14 protein-coding genes and 1 tRNA gene are annotated in these 16,490 nt (G+C 52.3%); 10 read left to right on the top strand and 5 right to left on the bottom strand.

The features are described from left to right. The 5 genes from H144_RS0130265 to H144_RS0130285 form a co-directional block, all read left to right on the top strand. Positions 1–1,256: T9SS C-terminal target domain-containing protein (locus tag H144_RS0130265; RefSeq protein ID WP_019945887.1), on the top strand; the 1,256-nt coding region annotated here is incomplete at its 5' end. Positions 1,257–1,356: 100 nt separating this feature from the next. Continuing rightward, positions 1,357–2,235, top strand: coding sequence for an ACP S-malonyltransferase (gene fabD, locus H144_RS0130270; protein ID WP_019945888.1), 879 nt, complete (start codon positions 1,357–1,359; stop codon positions 2,233–2,235). Positions 2,236–2,301: 66 nt separating this feature from the next. Beyond that, positions 2,302–2,372 (top strand) — tRNA-Gln (locus H144_RS0130275). A 249-nt stretch (positions 2,373–2,621) separates the two neighbouring features. Further along, positions 2,622–3,227, top strand: a complete 606-nt coding sequence (locus tag H144_RS0130280; RefSeq protein WP_019945889.1) for a TetR/AcrR family transcriptional regulator — start codon at positions 2,622–2,624, stop codon at positions 3,225–3,227. 97 nt (positions 3,228–3,324) lie between these two features. After that, a complete protein-coding gene (locus tag H144_RS0130285) occupies positions 3,325–4,827 on the top strand; it encodes a lipopolysaccharide biosynthesis protein (RefSeq protein WP_019945890.1) in 1,503 nt (500 codons plus the stop codon). Positions 4,828–4,831: 4 nt separating this feature from the next. On the opposite strand, the gene H144_RS0130290 is transcribed toward H144_RS0130285, so the two are convergent. Together H144_RS0130290 and H144_RS0130295 are read right to left on the bottom strand one after the other, a co-directional pair. Further along, positions 4,832–5,578: an ABC transporter ATP-binding protein gene (locus H144_RS0130290; RefSeq protein WP_019945891.1), complete on the bottom strand. Its 747-nt coding sequence runs from the start codon at positions 5,576–5,578 to the stop codon at positions 4,832–4,834. A 21-nt stretch (positions 5,579–5,599) separates the two neighbouring features. Beyond that, positions 5,600–6,328 (bottom strand): MlaE family ABC transporter permease, encoded by a 729-nt coding sequence (locus H144_RS0130295; protein ID WP_019945892.1) that lies wholly within the window; start codon positions 6,326–6,328, stop codon positions 5,600–5,602. A 62-nt stretch (positions 6,329–6,390) separates the two neighbouring features. Between H144_RS0130295 and H144_RS0130300 the strand changes: the two genes are divergently transcribed. The 3 genes from H144_RS0130300 to H144_RS0130310 all read left to right on the top strand — a co-directional run bounded on the left by H144_RS0130300 (position 6,391) and on the right by H144_RS0130310 (position 8,857). Further along, complete coding sequence (locus H144_RS0130300; RefSeq protein ID WP_019945893.1) at positions 6,391–7,101, top strand: SDR family oxidoreductase; 711 nt, start codon at positions 6,391–6,393, stop codon at positions 7,099–7,101. Positions 7,102–7,175: 74 nt separating this feature from the next. Further along, positions 7,176–8,084, top strand: coding sequence for an ROK family protein (locus H144_RS0130305; protein ID WP_019945894.1), 909 nt, complete (start codon positions 7,176–7,178; stop codon positions 8,082–8,084). Between the two features lie 62 nt (positions 8,085–8,146). Next, positions 8,147–8,857, top strand: coding sequence for a glycosyltransferase family 2 protein (locus H144_RS0130310; protein WP_019945895.1), 711 nt, complete (start codon positions 8,147–8,149; stop codon positions 8,855–8,857). A gap of 62 nt (positions 8,858–8,919) precedes the next feature. Here the strand turns inward: H144_RS0130310 and H144_RS0130315 are convergent, their stop codons facing one another. Together H144_RS0130315 and H144_RS0130320 are read right to left on the bottom strand one after the other, a co-directional pair. Next, positions 8,920–10,443 (bottom strand): hypothetical protein, encoded by a 1,524-nt coding sequence (locus H144_RS0130315; protein WP_019945896.1) that lies wholly within the window; start codon positions 10,441–10,443, stop codon positions 8,920–8,922. Positions 10,444–10,445: 2 nt separating this feature from the next. Beyond that, entirely contained in the window at positions 10,446–12,368 is a 1,923-nt protein-coding gene (locus H144_RS0130320) for a galactose-binding domain-containing protein (protein WP_157505260.1), read from the bottom strand. A gap of 211 nt (positions 12,369–12,579) precedes the next feature. Here H144_RS0130320 and H144_RS0130325 point away from each other — a divergent pair, with 211 nt between their 5' ends. Continuing rightward, positions 12,580–12,870 carry a helix-turn-helix transcriptional regulator gene (locus H144_RS0130325; RefSeq protein WP_019945898.1) on the top strand — a complete coding sequence of 97 codons (291 nt, stop codon included), beginning with the start codon at positions 12,580–12,582 and terminating at the stop codon, positions 12,868–12,870. Between the two features lie 342 nt (positions 12,871–13,212). Then, the gene (locus H144_RS0130330) at positions 13,213–14,436 is read left to right on the top strand and encodes a hypothetical protein (protein ID WP_157505261.1); all 1,224 of its coding nucleotides are present in this window, start codon (positions 13,213–13,215) and stop codon (positions 14,434–14,436) included. 1 nt (position 14,437) lies between these two features. On the opposite strand, the gene H144_RS0130335 is transcribed toward H144_RS0130330, so the two are convergent. Then, positions 14,438–16,477: a T9SS type A sorting domain-containing protein gene (locus tag H144_RS0130335; protein ID WP_019945900.1), complete on the bottom strand. Its 2,040-nt coding sequence runs from the start codon at positions 16,475–16,477 to the stop codon at positions 14,438–14,440. Between the last annotated feature and the right edge of the window lie 13 nt (positions 16,478–16,490).

Consider the following 16,490-nt stretch of genomic DNA (forward strand, 5'->3'; position numbering starts at 1 on the left):
TTAAATGGACCCGGCCTGCCGCTTCTGCCGGATCGCCTGCACAGTACCGCCTCTACCGCGCAATCGGCCAGAACGGCCCGACATTTACCCAGGTAGCCACCATCAACGCCAGCCTTACGCCAGGAACGGTCGACACCATCTTCGTAGACCGCGCATTGAACACCGAGGCCAACGCTTACAACTATAAACTCGAATACTGGACCACTCAAAACGGCCAGCTGACCAAGTTCGACGAAACCGAAACCGCCAGCTCCGTCAGGCTCGAACAAGCCGCCGCACAACCCAACCAGATCGGCCTGAAATGGACCGCATTGGTCCCGTGGAGCAATGAAAACCGCGTCCACAGGATTTACCGGGAGGATAAAACCAAACCAGGCACATTCAACCGCATTGCCGATGTCTCCGTCCAGGGACCGCAGACATTTACATTCGTCGATGATGGTTCGGATAAATATGCAGCCGACGGCACGGTCAATGTGACGATCGTCAAGGATTCTACCTATTGCTATAAAGTCGAAACCGTCGGTTCTTACAACAACAGCCAGATCAAACCGTCGGTGCTGTACAACTTCTCGCAGATCCTGTGCATTTCCTCCTCGGATACCACCAAGCCATGCCCGCCGGTGCTGACGCTCGATCCGCTGAACTGCGATTCGTTGCGGGCACATCCAGAAGCATTCTGCGCACCGGGCGGCTTTACCAACCACCTCACATGGGAATATCCCGCACAGGCCGGCGGCCGCGACTGCGACCCGCTCGTGACCGCATACCGCGTGTACTACACCAGGTACGAGGGCGATGCGCCCGCATTGATCGCGACCGTCACCACGCCGCCTTCACCGCTGCAAACCTTCTTCGACCACCAGGGACTAACCTCATTTGCAGGATGTTATTACGTGACGGCCGTCAACCGGTTCGGCAGCGAAAGTGCGCCTAGCAACACCGTATGCCGCGACAACTGTCCGATGTATGTCCTGCCCAACGTATTTACCCCGAACGGCGACAACAAAAACGATACGTTCCAGCCCATGGAATGCCCCGCATTTGTACAGTCGCTTGAATTCAAGGCATTCAACCGCTGGGGCGCACAGGTGTTTTCTACCAAAGACGTCGACATTAACTGGGACGGTAAAACCAATGGTGGAAAAGAGCTCGCCGCCGGTCAGTATTATTATGAAGTAACCATCTATTTCGAGTCGTTCCAGAAACAGAGCACGCCGGTCACCATGAAAGGCTGGGTGCAGCTGCTGCGATAGCCGGCATTGCTTTTTTCTTTCACATTCAAGTATTTCCTTTGTAGCCCGGTTTTTGCGCCGGGCTATTTTGTTTCATCATGAATAACCATAAAACATCCATATGAAAACGGCATATGTTTTCCCTGGTCAGGGCTCACAGTTCAAAGGAATGGGTCTGGACCTCTACCAGAGCTCCGATTCCGCCAAGGCATTGTTTGAAAAAGCCAATGAAATCCTCGGCTTCCAGATCACGAAAGTGATGTTCGAAGGAACCGACGAAGAGTTGAAACAAACCAATGTGACGCAGCCAGCGATATTCATCCACTCGGTTATCCTCGCGAAGATCGCGCCCGACTTCGCTCCTAACATGGTTGCAGGCCACTCCCTCGGTGAATTCTCGGCATTGGTAGCGGCTGGCGCGCTTTCGTTTGAAGACGGCCTTTCGCTTGTGGCCAAGCGTGCCGCGGCCATGCAGAAAGCCTGCGAAATCCGCCCATCGACAATGGCGGCGATCCTGGGCCTTGCCGACAATGTGATCGAAGAAATCTGCGCGGGCATTACGGACGAGATCGTCGTGCCGGCGAACTACAACTGTCCGGGCCAGGTGGTGATCTCCGGTACTATCGAAGGCGTTGAGCGCGCGTGCGAGCTGCTGAAAGCGGCCGGCGCAAAACGTGCATTGGTATTGCCGGTAGGCGGCGCATTCCACTCGCCCTTGATGGAGCCGGCGCGCGAAGAATTGGCGGCAGCCATTCATGCGGCACAGTTCGAGCAGCCGATCTGCCCGGTATACCAGAATGTGAATGCCAAACCAGCTACCGAAGTTGCCGTTATCAAGGAAAACCTGATATCGCAGCTCACCGCACCGGTAAGGTGGACGCAATCCGTGGAGCAAATGGTTGCCGACGGCGCGGAAATCTTTATCGAGTCGGGACCGGGCAAAGTTTTGCAAGGCCTTGTAAAAAAGATCGCTAGCAACGTAGCGCTAAAAAGTATTTAATTTTTTTCTCAAAAAGCTTGACACGATACCCGACTCCCATTACTTTTGCACCACTGTTTACGGTTTTGGCCGATGGTGTAATGGTAACACAGGACATTTTGGTTGTCTTATTCAGGGTTCGAGTCCTTGTCGGCCAACAGTAATCGAAGAGCTCATTTTTCAATGAGCTCTTTTTTATTTCCATCCCTGGCACACCATTTACCTTATAATTCTTCCAAATTTCAAAGGTTAAAATGACCATTAAATAGCATTTCCATCCGTTTGCGATTTGCAGGTGACATTAAGGAAACCATTTCAAAATTTTGGTTACTTAATGTAACTTTTCTGCTATAAAATTTGGATATGAAATGTTACATTTACTATGTTTTAACCTAAACAGCACCCATATGAAAGTAGACAAAGTTAAAAAGCGCGATCGCGAGCGCACAAAGAGTAAAATACTCAAGGCGGTCGGTGAAGTAATCGAACAACATGGCACCGAAAAGGTCGGGGTAAATCTCATAGCCCGTACCGCCGGAGTAAACAAAGTCCTGATTTACAGGTATTTTGAAAGCGTAGACGGCCTGATGGAACAGTATGTCAGGTCGGGAGAGTACACGTCAACCCTCAGCACAGACTACATTGACAACATTCCCGAGCTAACGCCCGACGAACGGAGCAAGGCACTCACGTCCCTGATGCACACTTTCACGAACGACCTGCGCCAGCGTAAAGCAACGCGCGACCTGCTCAGATGGGAGATCGGCACCGGCAAGTCGATGCTGTCAGACGCCCGCAACCAGATTGCGACACGGATCGTGAACACGATAGGCGACCTTCCTTATTATAAGGACACCACCGCGCTCATCGCATTTCTTTCCGCAGGTATTTATTTCCTGACCATCTCTTCCGATTATCGTGAAAAAATGCTGGACGTAGACCTTCAAAGCGACGAAGGCTGGAAGCGCATCGAACATCTGATCGATAACATCATTCAGAATGTTCGGGGCTGACGATAAAAAAACCGCAGGCCCTTCCCATGAAACGGGAAGGGCCTTTCCTTTTATTGGGCATTACTAGCCTATATTTGCGGTTGAAAATCCCGCATGAATGAGTGTACTGAAAAAACTGGCCAGTGAAACCGCAACCTACGGCATCAGCACGATGCTGGGCCGCTTTCTGAATTACCTGCTGGTCGCGCTGCATACCAAACTTTTCGAACCCCAGCAGATCGCCGCTCAAGGGCAGCTTTTTGCCTATGCCGGCCTGGGCCTGGTACTTTATACATTCGGGATGGAAACGGCGTTTTTCCGGTTTGCGCGCGAGGAAAAAGACCGGAAACAGTATTACAACGTCATCCTGAGCGCCGTCATCGTTGTGAGCATCGTGTGCTCCACGCTCATGTACGTGTTCGCGCAGCCCGTCGCTGATTTTATTAAATACCCCGACGCGACCTCGATCGTCCGAATGTTCGCCATCATCATGGCTACCGACGGCATTGTATCCATTCCGTTCGCAAAGCTCCGGCTGGAAGGGAGAGGCAAAAAGTTCGTGATCATCCGGGTGAGCAACATCCTCATCAACATTTTCCTGAACCTGTTCTTCCTGCTCGTTTGCCGCGATATTTCTGCCGGAGAATACCTTGCCGCCCTGAAACCCGCCATCGACCTGTTCTACAATCCGCTGCACGCGCCGGATTACATTGTGCTCGCGAACCTCATCGCCAACCTCGCGTTCTTCTGGATGCTGCGGAAAGAATTCGCCGATTTCCGTTTCGTATTCGACAGAAGCATTTTCAAACCGGTTTGGGTGTACGCATTTCCCGTGCTGGTGATGAATATCGGCGGGGTGCTCAACATGCTTTTCGACCGGGCCTTCATCCAGTTCCTGCTACCCGAAGGCTTCTACCCAGGCCGCAGCAACGAAACCGCCATCGGCATTTACGTGCAGTGCTACAAGCTGTCGATTTTCATGAACCTGGCCATTCAGGCGTTCAAATATGCAGCGGAGCCGTTTTTCTTTTCAAAAGGGGAAGACAAGAATGCACCGCCGGTTTTCGCGAAGGTTACCAAGTATTTCATCATCATATGCGTGCTCATGTGGGTGGGCATATGCCTGAACCTCGACCTGTTCGCCGAGCTGTTCCTCAAAAAGAAGATTTATCACGAAGGCCTGGCCGTGGTGCCGTGGCTGCTGGCAGGTTACCTGTTTTTGGGAGTATACTATAATCTGGCGACATGGTTCAAGCTCACGGACAAAACGCAGTACGGAACCTGGCTCACGCTCACGGGCGCGGGCATTACCATCGCGACGAGCTTCCTGCTCGTACCACAGATCGGCTACATGGGTTTCGCGATCGCATTTGCGCTGTCGGGCTTTATCATGCTGTCACTCTGCTATTATTTCGGGCAAAAATATTATCCCGTGCCGTATGACATACCTTCGGCGCTGGGCTATATAGGCGGAGGCGCGCTGCTGATTTACGCCTCGTCGCTCTTCAAAATACCGGACCTCCGGGTATCGGTGCCGGTGCATATGGCGCTGTTCACGTTGTGCGTGGTGGTGGTATTTGTGTTGGAAAGAAAGAACATTCCGGCATTGAAGCGCCGCTAGTGCTTTATTCCTGCATTTCGCGGAGCAATTTATTGGAGAAAAGGAATTCTTTGAGCTCCGGCACCGTCGTTTTGGTAATGTCGGTATTCACGCCTTCCCACAGCTTGTCGCCCTGGTAGAGGAACATGATGTTCTCCCCGATCTCCATCACCGAATTCATATCGTGCGTAATAATGATGGTCGTGATCTGGTATTCGTCTGTAATTTCCTTGATCAGCTCATCGATTTTCACCGAAGTGAGCGGGTCGAGGCCGGAGTTGGGCTCATCGCAGAAGAGGTAAGCCGGGTTCATCACGATAGCACGTGCAATGCCGACGCGCTTTTTCATACCGCCGCTGATCTCCGAAGGCATCCGCTTCGCCGCCTGTTCCAGCCCTACCCTTTGCAGGCAGAACGCAACACGCTCCTGCTTTTCCTCTGCCGATTGAGAAGTGAGCATATCGAGCGGAAAGCGCACATTTTCTTCCACGGTTTTGGAATCGAACAATGCGCCACCCTGGAACAGCACGCCCATTTCGCGGCGGATCGATTGCTGCATATCCTTGTCGCAATGGTAAAAATCGCGGCCATTGTAGAGCACATTGCCCTGGTCGGGCTTCACGAGGCCGATCATGCATTTGAGCAACACACTCTTACCCGTGCCGCTTCCGCCGATGATCAGGTTCGTTTCGCCTTTCTTGAACTGCGCCGAAATGCCTTTTAAAACTTCCTTACCGTTGAATGCCTTATAAATATTGTTGATTTCGATCATTGTGTGGTCCGTTTGGAACGCTTACAAAAGCAGCTGTGCGAGCAGGTAATCCGCGATAAGAATGGAAATACAGCTATTGGTCACAGCTTGTGTGCTGGCCTTACCCACCTCCAACGCGCCGCCCGACGTAAAAAATCCCTTGAAAGAGGAAATCGAGGCGATCAGGAAGCCGAAAACGAAAGGTTTCACACACATAAAGAATATGTTATAGGGTACGAACGAGTCGCGGATACCGTAGAGATAGTCGCGCTCCGTGATGACGCCCGTTAATGTCCCGGCCAGATAACCACCCAGAATGCCCAGAAATGCGGAAAAAATGACAAGCATCGGGAATGTGAGCATCGCTGCCACTACTTTGGGAAGCACCAGGTAGGACGACGAGTTGATACCCATTACCTCCAGCGCGTCGATCTGCTCGGTAATACGCATCGTGCCCAGCTCGCTGGCGATATTGGAACCGACCTTTCCGGCCAGGACGATACAGGTAATGGTGGGCGCCAGTTCAAGGATTTCCATGTCGCGGACGATCAACGCCACGGTGGAAATTGGAATAATCGGGCTTACGAGGTTATAGGCTGTCTGAATACAGGACACCGCACCGATAAACGTGGATACGATCGCGACGATGAAGATCGAGCTCACGCCGATGCCCACGCATTCCTCCATCAGCCTGCGCCAGTAAACCGATAATTTCTCGCCCTTCCCGAACAGCGTCCCTAAAAAAATGAAGTATTTACCGATTACAGACATGATATCTTAATTGTATTCAATATTTTCGGGAAAATTAGGCAAAAAAAGAAGTAATCAGAAAAATGAATCCATTAGCGGTTGTAACCGGTGGAACAAAAGGGATCGGAAGGGCAGCGATAGAAAAATTTTTAGCACAAGGCTTCGATGTAGTTACCTGCGCAAGAAACGAGAGCGATCTGCTCGAACTGCAACAAACATTCAGTCAAAATTTCCCCCAATCGAAACTGACTTATTTAACGGCCGACCTTTCGGTAAGGGCCGAGGTCGACGCGTTTATTGCATTTATCCACAGCCATCCGCAGCGAGTGGAGATACTGATCAACAATACCGGCGTATTTATCCCGGGGCAGGTTCATAATGAAACCGAGGGCACGCTGGAAAAGACGATGGAGACCAACCTTTACAGCGCCTATCACCTCACGCGCGGCCTGCTGCCGGGTATGATGGAGCACAAAAAGGGCCATATATTCACCATTTGCTCCACAGCGAGCATTATCGCCTACCCTAACGGCGGCTCCTACTGCATTTCCAAATTCGCATTGTACGGCATGACCAAAGTACTGCGCGAGGAAATGAAGCCCTACAACGTGCGGGTAACGGCCATTCTGCCCGGTGCGACGTATACCGACAGCTGGAAAGGCACCAACCTGCCCGAAGACCGGTTCATGGATTCCAGGGACGTAGCCGACTCGATCTGGTCGGTTTATGCATTGTCGTCCAGGGCGGTTGTCGAGGAAATTTTGATCCGCCCGCAACTCGGAGATTTGGATTAATGCGTGAACAATAGCGCATTTTTACTAAATTGCCGCATTTTTAAAATTATTTATTAAACCCATATTTTCATTTCATGGAACAATACCTCGGTATAGACGTGGGCGGTACTAACGTAAAAATGGGGATCGTTGACGCTACGGATGGAAGAATCTCGAATTTTTACAGTCACGATACCGCTAGCTGGCGTAGCTCAGGGCATTTTATAGACAGATTAGGTGATGCAATAGCGCTCCAGCTGGTTGAATATCCCGAAGTCAAAAAAGTAGGGATCGGTGTCCCGGGGTTGATTTCCCGCGACAGGACCACGCTGATCGAAATCACGGCAATCCCCGAAATCGACGGGATCACCATTGTTCCGGATCTGAAAGCGCGTTTCCCGCAGCATGATTTTTACCTCGAAAACGACGCGAACGCGGCGGCTTTGGGCGAATATTACTTTGGCGAAGACAAACTTCCGGAAGACTACATTTTCGTAACGCTCGGCACCGGCATCGGCGGCGCGGCGATTATCGATAAAAAAGTATTCAAAGGCGGCGGCGGTAATGCCATGGAGCCGGGTCACGTACCTTCCAAAAACGGCAAAGTCCTCGAACGCAACATCGGTAAGAAAGAATTGCTCGATATGGCCAATGCCATGCGCGCGGCTTACACGGGAACAACTCAATTGCCATCCGACGGCACCATTTCAACCACCGGGCTGGTAGCAGCTGCTTCTGCCGGAGACGAACTCGCGAAAGCTGTTTTCACCGAAATGGGTTACCTGCTGGGCGAAGGACTGGTTTCGATGATCCGCATCCTCGATATCACAACTATTTTGATCGGAGGTGGTATTTCTGCTTCATTTGAATTTATTTTGCCCGCGATCAACGATCGTTTCAAGTACTGGCTGACGCCTTATTACCTGAAAACCATCAATATCAAACGCGCGACGCTTGCCAATGACGCCGGACTGCTTGGAGCCGCTTCGTTGTGCTTTGAATGATCTATCACCCCGAAACACGAAAGATTCACTCTTAAACGGTCATACATACTATTATATCCCTGATGAAATTATCGGTTATAGTGCCTGCCTACAACGAAGAAAAAACCATCCGGAATGTGCTGGATAAACTGAAATCCGTTGAACTGATAGGCAATTTTCAAAAGGAGATCGTAATTGTGAACGACTGTTCTGCCGACAACACGGAGGCGGTTGCAAAAAGATTTATTGAAGATAATCCCGAGCTGGAAGTAGCATATTTCCGGCATGAATATAACCAGGGAAAAGGGGCGGCATTGCACACGGGCATCCGTCGTGCAACGGGCGATTACATTATCGTGCAGGACGCCGACCTTGAATACGATCCCCAGGAATTCAATATATTACTAAAACCGGTTATCGAAGGATATGCGGATGTGGTGTATGGCTCCCGCTTCATGGGCGGAAGGCCACACCGCATCCTTTTTTTCTGGCACACGATCGGGAACAAATTCCTGACGTTCCTGAGCAACATGTTTACCAACCTCAACCTAACGGACATGGAAACATGCTACAAACTCTTCCGTGCTGATCTGCTCAAAAGCCTCAAACTGGTCGAAAACCGCTTCGGCTTCGAACCCGAAGTGACGGCCAAAATCTCTAAAATACCCAAGATCCGCATTTACGAAGTAGGCGTATCGTACTACGGCCGCACCTACGACGAAGGCAAGAAGATCAACTGGAAAGACGGCTTCCGGGCGTTGTACTGCATTGTGCGCTACGGATTGGGCAGCTAAGCGCTAAAAGCCAATCGTCCCGCCAGCTTATTTCAGCCGTCCAGGTATCCAATTCCTTTTATTCAAATATCCAGCAGTACTACATGGATGCCACTGCCGCAGACCGTGCCGGTATAACTCTTCGCAGGGTTTGCAGGATGTTTGATTTCAATGGTATGCCTGAGGTTATCCGCATACATATTGAAGTAGTATACAATCATTTTGTTCCCCGCAATGCGGCACCGTGCAACGCCCCGTTTGGCGAAATAGGCTGTAACAATGTCGCAGCCAGTCGGTTGCCGGTCGATCCACGCGTTGCCATCGAGACGGTAGGAACAGTAATACGGCGTTCCGTTCGCGACTACCCCGCCTGTTTGCATCCAGAGCAGATTCCCGAAATAGCTGTAATCGCTGCTGACAGCCAGCGGTGAGTAAAAATCCTGAGGCGGCAAGCCTACGCCCAACTGGTAATAGTAGGGAAATGTAGCCGGACCGCCCGCATTGGGCCGCCAGTGGTCCATGCTCTGATGGACCGGCTGGTAATAGCCGACAGGCTTCTTCCCGGCAGGCTGTTTCAGAAACGTGCCCCAATCGACAAAGATATTCCCATACTCGTGCGCCAGGAAGCCCATCAGTATTTGGAACGCGGGGTCGTGCACGGGTTTATCGGCACGGAAGAAGGTGCCCTCGGGAAATGTAACCTTGTCGGTAAACGATTCCGGCGCCCATTCGTGGTGATTGTAAAAGAACATTCCCGTGTATTTACCCAGCTTCTGCCAGAGTTCCATACAGAACAGCGCATTCATCGCCTGCCCGGGGTTCAGGTCGAATGCGCCGAAGTAAATGCCCTCCATGACGGTATTGGTGCGGGATAACGACGCACCGGGGTGAAACCAGCTTTTCTGCTGCCATTGCGCGGGCGTCTGCGTGTACATAACCTCCCAATCGGCCTGGGTTTTGGCAGTATTTCCCAGGTAATAGGGGCTTGTCGTGAAATAGTTGTGACACAGGAAATAGGGCTTCTGGTCCTGCGCCTTTTTTGCCTCGTAAAGGTTCGCGAGCTCGTCATAGAACGAATTCCACATCGGTTTATCGGCTGGCATAAACGGGAAATTCTCCATCGTCTCCCCGATCCACAGGTTGGAAGCATTGCCGCTATCCCATACCTCGTGCGCCTTCGCACGTGCCTGCGCGTCCGTGAACGGGCCGTTTGGCCAGCATTTCTTATTGTAGCCGTCCACCCATTCCTCCGGCCCGGAACAGGGCAGCCCGAAAATGGTCGGGATGGTAGGGACGCCGTTGTATTCCTTGTCGGGGTATGTGCTTCGGAATGTCCCCAGCGTGCCTTCGTTGCCTAGCTCGTTGCGGTTGTAATGCGTGCCGCCTTTCGCGAACGTCTGCGCCCACGTGTACGACTGCTTGGTGGGCGGTTTCACGAGCGCGTGCCCGACCGGCATCGTGCTATTCGGGCTCACTTCCATAAAACCGGGTGCCTGGGAAGTCGGGTCGTAGCCGGTGGGAATCGTATTTTTGAAAGTGACCGGAATAGTTTGGGCATGGAGGGTCTGGGTGCCCAGGAGCACCCAAAGCAGGATACGCTTTTTCATAGTCAGTTGAAGATAAAAGTGGTAAGACCTCCCCGCGCGCCGGGCGCGAGCTGTGCGACTGCGTCGTTTTGATAATAATAAGTGCACCCCTCAGGTGGGCACGGCCAGCGGTTAAGCGTATCGAGCCCGATCTTCGTTGCCATTTTTACGACCCGCCCTGGCACGCTCGCCTGCCAGGGCTCATTGGTCAGATTGGCAGTCGTTCTGAGCCATTTGCTGCCGATGAAATACGACCATTCATAACCGGCGGGTAAGCTCACCGTACCCACATCGCTCAGCAGCCAGCCGCCGGGATTAGCGGGATCGGCTACGATCGATAGGTTGAGAATTTCCGGAAAACCGCTGGATGAAATCTTAGGCGCCAACGCAGGACCCGCGCAATTGGCCGCCAGCGCCACCACGAATGCATTCGATTGCCCGCTCGTGCAAGTGCCGTTGCTGCTGGTGGCGGTGTAGGTACCAGCATTGGCCGTCGTCAACGAAGCACCGCTCCCGGCCGGTGACCCATTCAGGAGCCAGCTTACATTGCCCGTATAGCCCGAGGCAGCCAGCGTTACCTGCTGGTTGGTTACCGGACATACATTTGTCCCGGCCGTTTGCACAATGGCAGGCGTAATGCAGGTCGTCGCGCAGCCGGTAATGGAAATGCCGGCGAAGTTGCTTGGCCCCGCGTGTGCGCCAACACCCTGGTACTTGCCATGCCAGGATTCATTCACAATACCATCGATAGCGAATTGCCAGCCCATAGCGGCCACATTCGGATCGGAGCCGAATGGCGTTCCCGAAAGCTTGGTCGTTCCATTGTAAAACTCGATCTCGCGAAGCTCTCCGTATCCAATGGGGCTTGCGGCGTAGCGCACATGCTGGTAGGACGTCGCGTTGGGGAACGTAAATTCCTGCCAGCTACCCGTCGCATTTACGCCGATTGTGAAAATATCGGTCCAGCTGGCTCCATCATTCGAACCCTGGATTTTTGCCCCGTTAAGCCTGCTGAAATCGGCCGTACGCCAATGCAGCCTGACTTTATTCACCACTGAACATGGCTGCGCACCGCCGGTGACGCAGACCTTGTCCTGCCGGCAACTGCCCCCGCCCGTACCGGCTATTTTGACCGTCGACGCGCCCGCATTCAGGATCACGGGAAACGTGTAATCGGCGTACACAATATTCCAGGCACCCGAATTGGGCAGGGAAATGCTCTGCGCATTGCCGCCATTCACGGTCACGCTCACTACCGGTGCCGCCGATGAGTAATAACGCAACGTAAGCTGGTAGGAACCTGCGGCAGGCACATTCACGAGGTAATCCACGAAGTGGTTATACTGGTTCTCCGCGCCGCGCGTCTGCCCATTGGATGCATTCGCGTCGCCGGTTACCGGGCCATTCGCGCCGGACATTGATTCCGCTTCGAGACATTGGCTGAATGCATTCGTCGCGCCGGACCTTGCAGCATTCTCAGCGATGGGCACGACCAACTCTCCCCGATAAAGAAACCGTCCCATTTCCAAGGAATGCCGCGTGCCCCGAAGCAGCGTAAATTTGCCGGAAGGAGGCCGTGATATGAACTTGCCCGTCAGCCGGTAGGTCACTTTTTCTCCCGGCCGGAGCAGCCTGGCAGATACCATTGGATAATAGTTACCAGCCGTTTGCACAAAGCCATCAGGGAACACCACCTTCAATACAAACTCGCCATCCAGCGAAACGGGAAACATGCGAAGGGCCGACAGGTCCCGCAGTGTACATTGAATGTCGATCGAAAACTCCTCGTCAACCGTTACGACGGGCCTGTCCGCAGCCATTGAAAACAAAACGGGATCAATATCCGCTTCATTTCCGTCCACAAAACCACCGGCCGATAAATGGCCTGCATTTAAAAAGAGCAACCAGGCCAGCATGCAGCCAGCTAATTGAATAGTAGTGTGCATAACGAAATAAGTAAAGTTGTTTCCGTAAAATTAGATCGGCTATTTCACTTCACCTATTTCTGTTACCCATCAGAATTTTGTGCATTACACCTCAATTTTTGATGGGTTTTTATTTTAAATAAAACAAATAACTTTGCCCTTACATCGGATTAGTTCTTAACCTGATCTGATTACAAAACCCTTTTCAAATAACACTATCATCACGCTATTCATGACCCCTGTATCGGAAAAAGCCACTTTGCTGCTGGTCGACGATTACCGGCCCATTAACAAAAAACTGCTCCAACTTACCGACCGCGAATGGGACGTGGTATCATTCATGGCCGACGGCCTCACCACCGTTGAAATGGCCCTGTGCCTCACAATCGAGCGGAAAAGCATTGAAAACTACAAGCGACGGATCAGTAAAAAGCTGGGAATCAGCGGCCGTACAAACCTTATAAGGTTTTGTATCGTGAACCGTGACTACCTGCGGAAGCTTTACATTCTCGTTCACAAATAGCAAACGGTATTTTCAATTAGCGAACGGAAATACAGACGCAATTACCGATTAATAATTCAAAACAGTTACACACACATTTATAATTCAATGCGTCATCACACACTTTATGTTTCATCGATCATATATTTACTAATTCCGAATGTTATTTATTATATCTATTGGACAAAGCCAGTTATTGCATGTATTACAATTGCATTGGCATTATATATTCTTTATAAAAAGGTGTGCGCGCAAAATGGCTTTTGTAAAACCTGTATCGATTCAGAAGACCTGTGTATTACGCTTGCCGCAACAATTAGCCTGACGCTGATTTCGGGTATCGGCGGGTTTGCATTTCAAACCATGGACTATTGGTGTCATAATGCGAAGTTCCAGGAGCTGCTGCAAAATGAGTGGCCACTCCGCTTTCCGGCTGACAGGCCCGTCATGGCTTACTATTTCGGCTATTACCTGGTGCCTGCGGCGTTCTCGAAGCTATCCGGCGAGGTGTCGGCAGCGGCGATAATGATCTGGACGGGTGTGGGCATCATGCTGGGATTGCTGTGGCTGTACATTGCCCTCTGCCGAAAATGGTGGGCTATGCTGCTGGTGCTGTGCGTGGGGGATTTTCCGAGGTTTTTTAAAGGCATTGCGGCAAATTGGTCCTTTCCGCTATACCGGTATGAGGAAATTGGCGTGGAGCATTGGTCGAACTTCGAAAACCTCTTTTGGGCACCCAATCAGTTCATTCCTTCCCTTATCCTCGGCGGAATGCTTTTTTATGTGATCCGGCACCGGCTCGATGTTGCGTTGCTTTGCTTTCCAACGGTGCTTTCGCTTTGGTGGGCCGCCTTTCCCGCATTGGTGGTAGGATTGCTGGCTGCGCTGCTGCTGGTGGCGCAGTGGATTCGGTGGGGTGCCACTTACCGGCAATTGTGGGGGGACGTGCTGCTGCCGCTCGTTGCAGCGCTGCCGGTAATGCTGCTGTTTCAGTCGCATCCGCAGCCGCCCGAGAATGGGTTTATCTGGACATTTCGGAGCGATGCCGCCAATCTGTTACGCGAGTACCTGACGAACACGGTCGCGGATGTGCTGCTTTTTGCAGCGGCGTTCCTGGTTTTCCGGCGGGCAGGCTTTTCAAATGCCTCGACGGGGCCATTTTGGCTGCTTGTCGGCATTACAATGCTGTTTCCGCTGGTCCGCGTAGGGAAAGTGAATGATATGCTGCTGCGCGGGATGATGCCCGTTCTGCTCCTGATCGGCTGTTATCTGCTGTACCCGCTCGCGCGCGAGCCGTGGCCCAAGGTCGTTGCGGCATTCAAGGGTAACATGGCTTGCATGATGATCGGGCTGGCGCTTCTGTTGCAGGCGGTGGTCGGGATGGGCCGGCTTCACCGTGCTGCGCGGTTTAACCGCATCACCGCATTATGGAGCCCGGCGGAGTCGAGGTTCGTGCCCATACCGTACAATGCCTATCCGAGTTTATACGAAACATTGCGCCAGCGGTGGTCGCAGCAGGAGGCGGAGCAATACCTGGGAAAAACCGGTTCTTTTTACGAAAAATACATCGCACCACCGCCTGAATAACTTACCGCTTCACAAACTTACGGGCAGCCTTGAAACCATTCTTTTGCTCCACCTGCAACAGGTAAACGCCCGCCGGCCATTTGGAAATGTTTATTTCCCAGTCCTGCATGGCCCGGTACTCCGAGCGTACCTTCGATTGGCCCGCTGCATTGAAAACCCGGATCACGCCCGACTCGGGGTTTTTGAAGCCTACTTTCAGCACCTCGTCGACCGGGTTAGGATAAATTTCCCAGGTCAGTTCGCGGCCGTTGTGCTCCACGCCCAAAATAGGCGTCAGATCGACGCGCACGGTGGCGTAGGCAGACTGTGAAATGTCGCTCACCGCCTGAATACGATACGTGTAGGTCGCATTGATTTCAATGTCTTTGTCCTCCAAAAGCAGTGTTTTGGAATCCAATGTCTTCAACGGGGCATAAGCACCCGCGTCGGAAGTCTTCTTTTCGAGCACATAGCCCGTAGCGCCTTCCACGGCTTTCCACGAAAGGATGACCGAATTGAAGGTCCGGTTGGCAGAGAGTTCTACATTCGGCAGGAGCATACCGATACCGACTTTATCGAACGAAAATGCGCCCAAACCGCGCTTGTTCAGTAGATATGGGCCGGTGTAGAGGGCGATATTGAATGAAAACGGTTCGATCAGCGGCAGGTTATCCGGGTAGAATGAGGGCAAATAGCTCAGTTTCGTCGCGTTGGAAGCCTCTTTGAGCGTCAATGTTACCTGGTTTCCCTGCGCTTTTCCGGCCGAGAATGGCGATTTCTTTTCATCCCCACCCAGGTAAAAGAAGTTTTTCAGGCTTAAAATAAGCGGCTTTCCGTCCTGGCCCTTTACCGTTGTATCGGCAGGCCATTTCAGGTCCTGGCCTTCGTCGAAAATCAATGTGATCTCTTTTTTCTCGGCATTCGTATAAAATGCCTTCTTAATGTCGGGGCAGGTCACGTTGTCGGTGTCTTTCGACCCGTAAACCCTCGGAGCGAAGAAGCGGTGCATCCTGCGACCAAACTCTTCATAGCCAGACCTTTCATAATGCACGGCATCATAGCCCGGCGTGCCTACGGCCGCGAAGTGGTCGGTTTTAGGATAAATGTATTTGGTCCTTCTCAGAAAGTCCCGCACCGAACCGCCTACGCGCTCGGCAGCGTCGCCGCGCAGGAGGACGAGGTTGGATTGTACCACTACGAACTGCTCCACTTCGGGATAGTCCTGCTTCCAGAAGTTGTACATTTTATCATATTCCTCGGCATACCCGTTGAGGTTTTCGAATACTTCTTGCTCGCCGTGCATCCAGATGAACGCCCGGATACGCGCCGGCTTCGCCACCCTGACGCGTTTCAACAATCCGCCGTACAACGAAAAGCTGGTTGGGTCTTTGGGGTCCCGTTCGAGAAACGCGGCCAGTTTCGCACCGGGAAGCGACCCGTTGATGACACAGGTAGGAATGCTGTCGTGCTCGATGATCGAGCGCTGCATTTCCAGGCCCCACGCGCCCACATACGTCCACGACCACGCGGCATTCGTCCATAATGTGTCGCCTTCGGTTTTGGCGGGATTGCTGTCGGGTGTACGGGCGATCGTGCGGGCGTATTTGCTCTGCCAGGCGCCAAAAATGGTGGCTGCCGCGTTGGATTGGCCGCTGATCACATAAAAATCTCCGCCGACCAGTTCATTCCGCCGGACGATCAGCACCGAGTCGGTCGTTTGGCAGGCATATACCGCAATGGAATAATCGGCCATCTCGGCCTTGATTTTGGGCGTAATGCTGAATGTACCGGTGGTTTTGCCGCCGTAGTTGATGGCGGATTTCTGGTAGCCGACGCGCTGGTTGTTGCGGAACACCACCACCGACATATGGTCCCAACCGGGCAGCTCGATCACGCCCGAAACGGGCACTTCGGCCATATTGTCGTCGCCGCGCGCATAAAGCTGCATGTCTTTCGGCAGCTTGTCGAAAACGACGGAAAAAAAACGCTGGGCCTGCGTGCTGCCGCCCAGGCAGCTCAGGAGAAGGCAAAGAAGCAAGGATTTCAGGTGTGTAAACTTCATTTCATCAAGAAAC

Source organism: Dyadobacter beijingensis DSM 21582 (assembly GCF_000382205.1).
In the GTDB taxonomy this organism is placed as follows: Bacteria; Bacteroidota; Bacteroidia; order Cytophagales; family Spirosomataceae; genus Dyadobacter; species Dyadobacter beijingensis.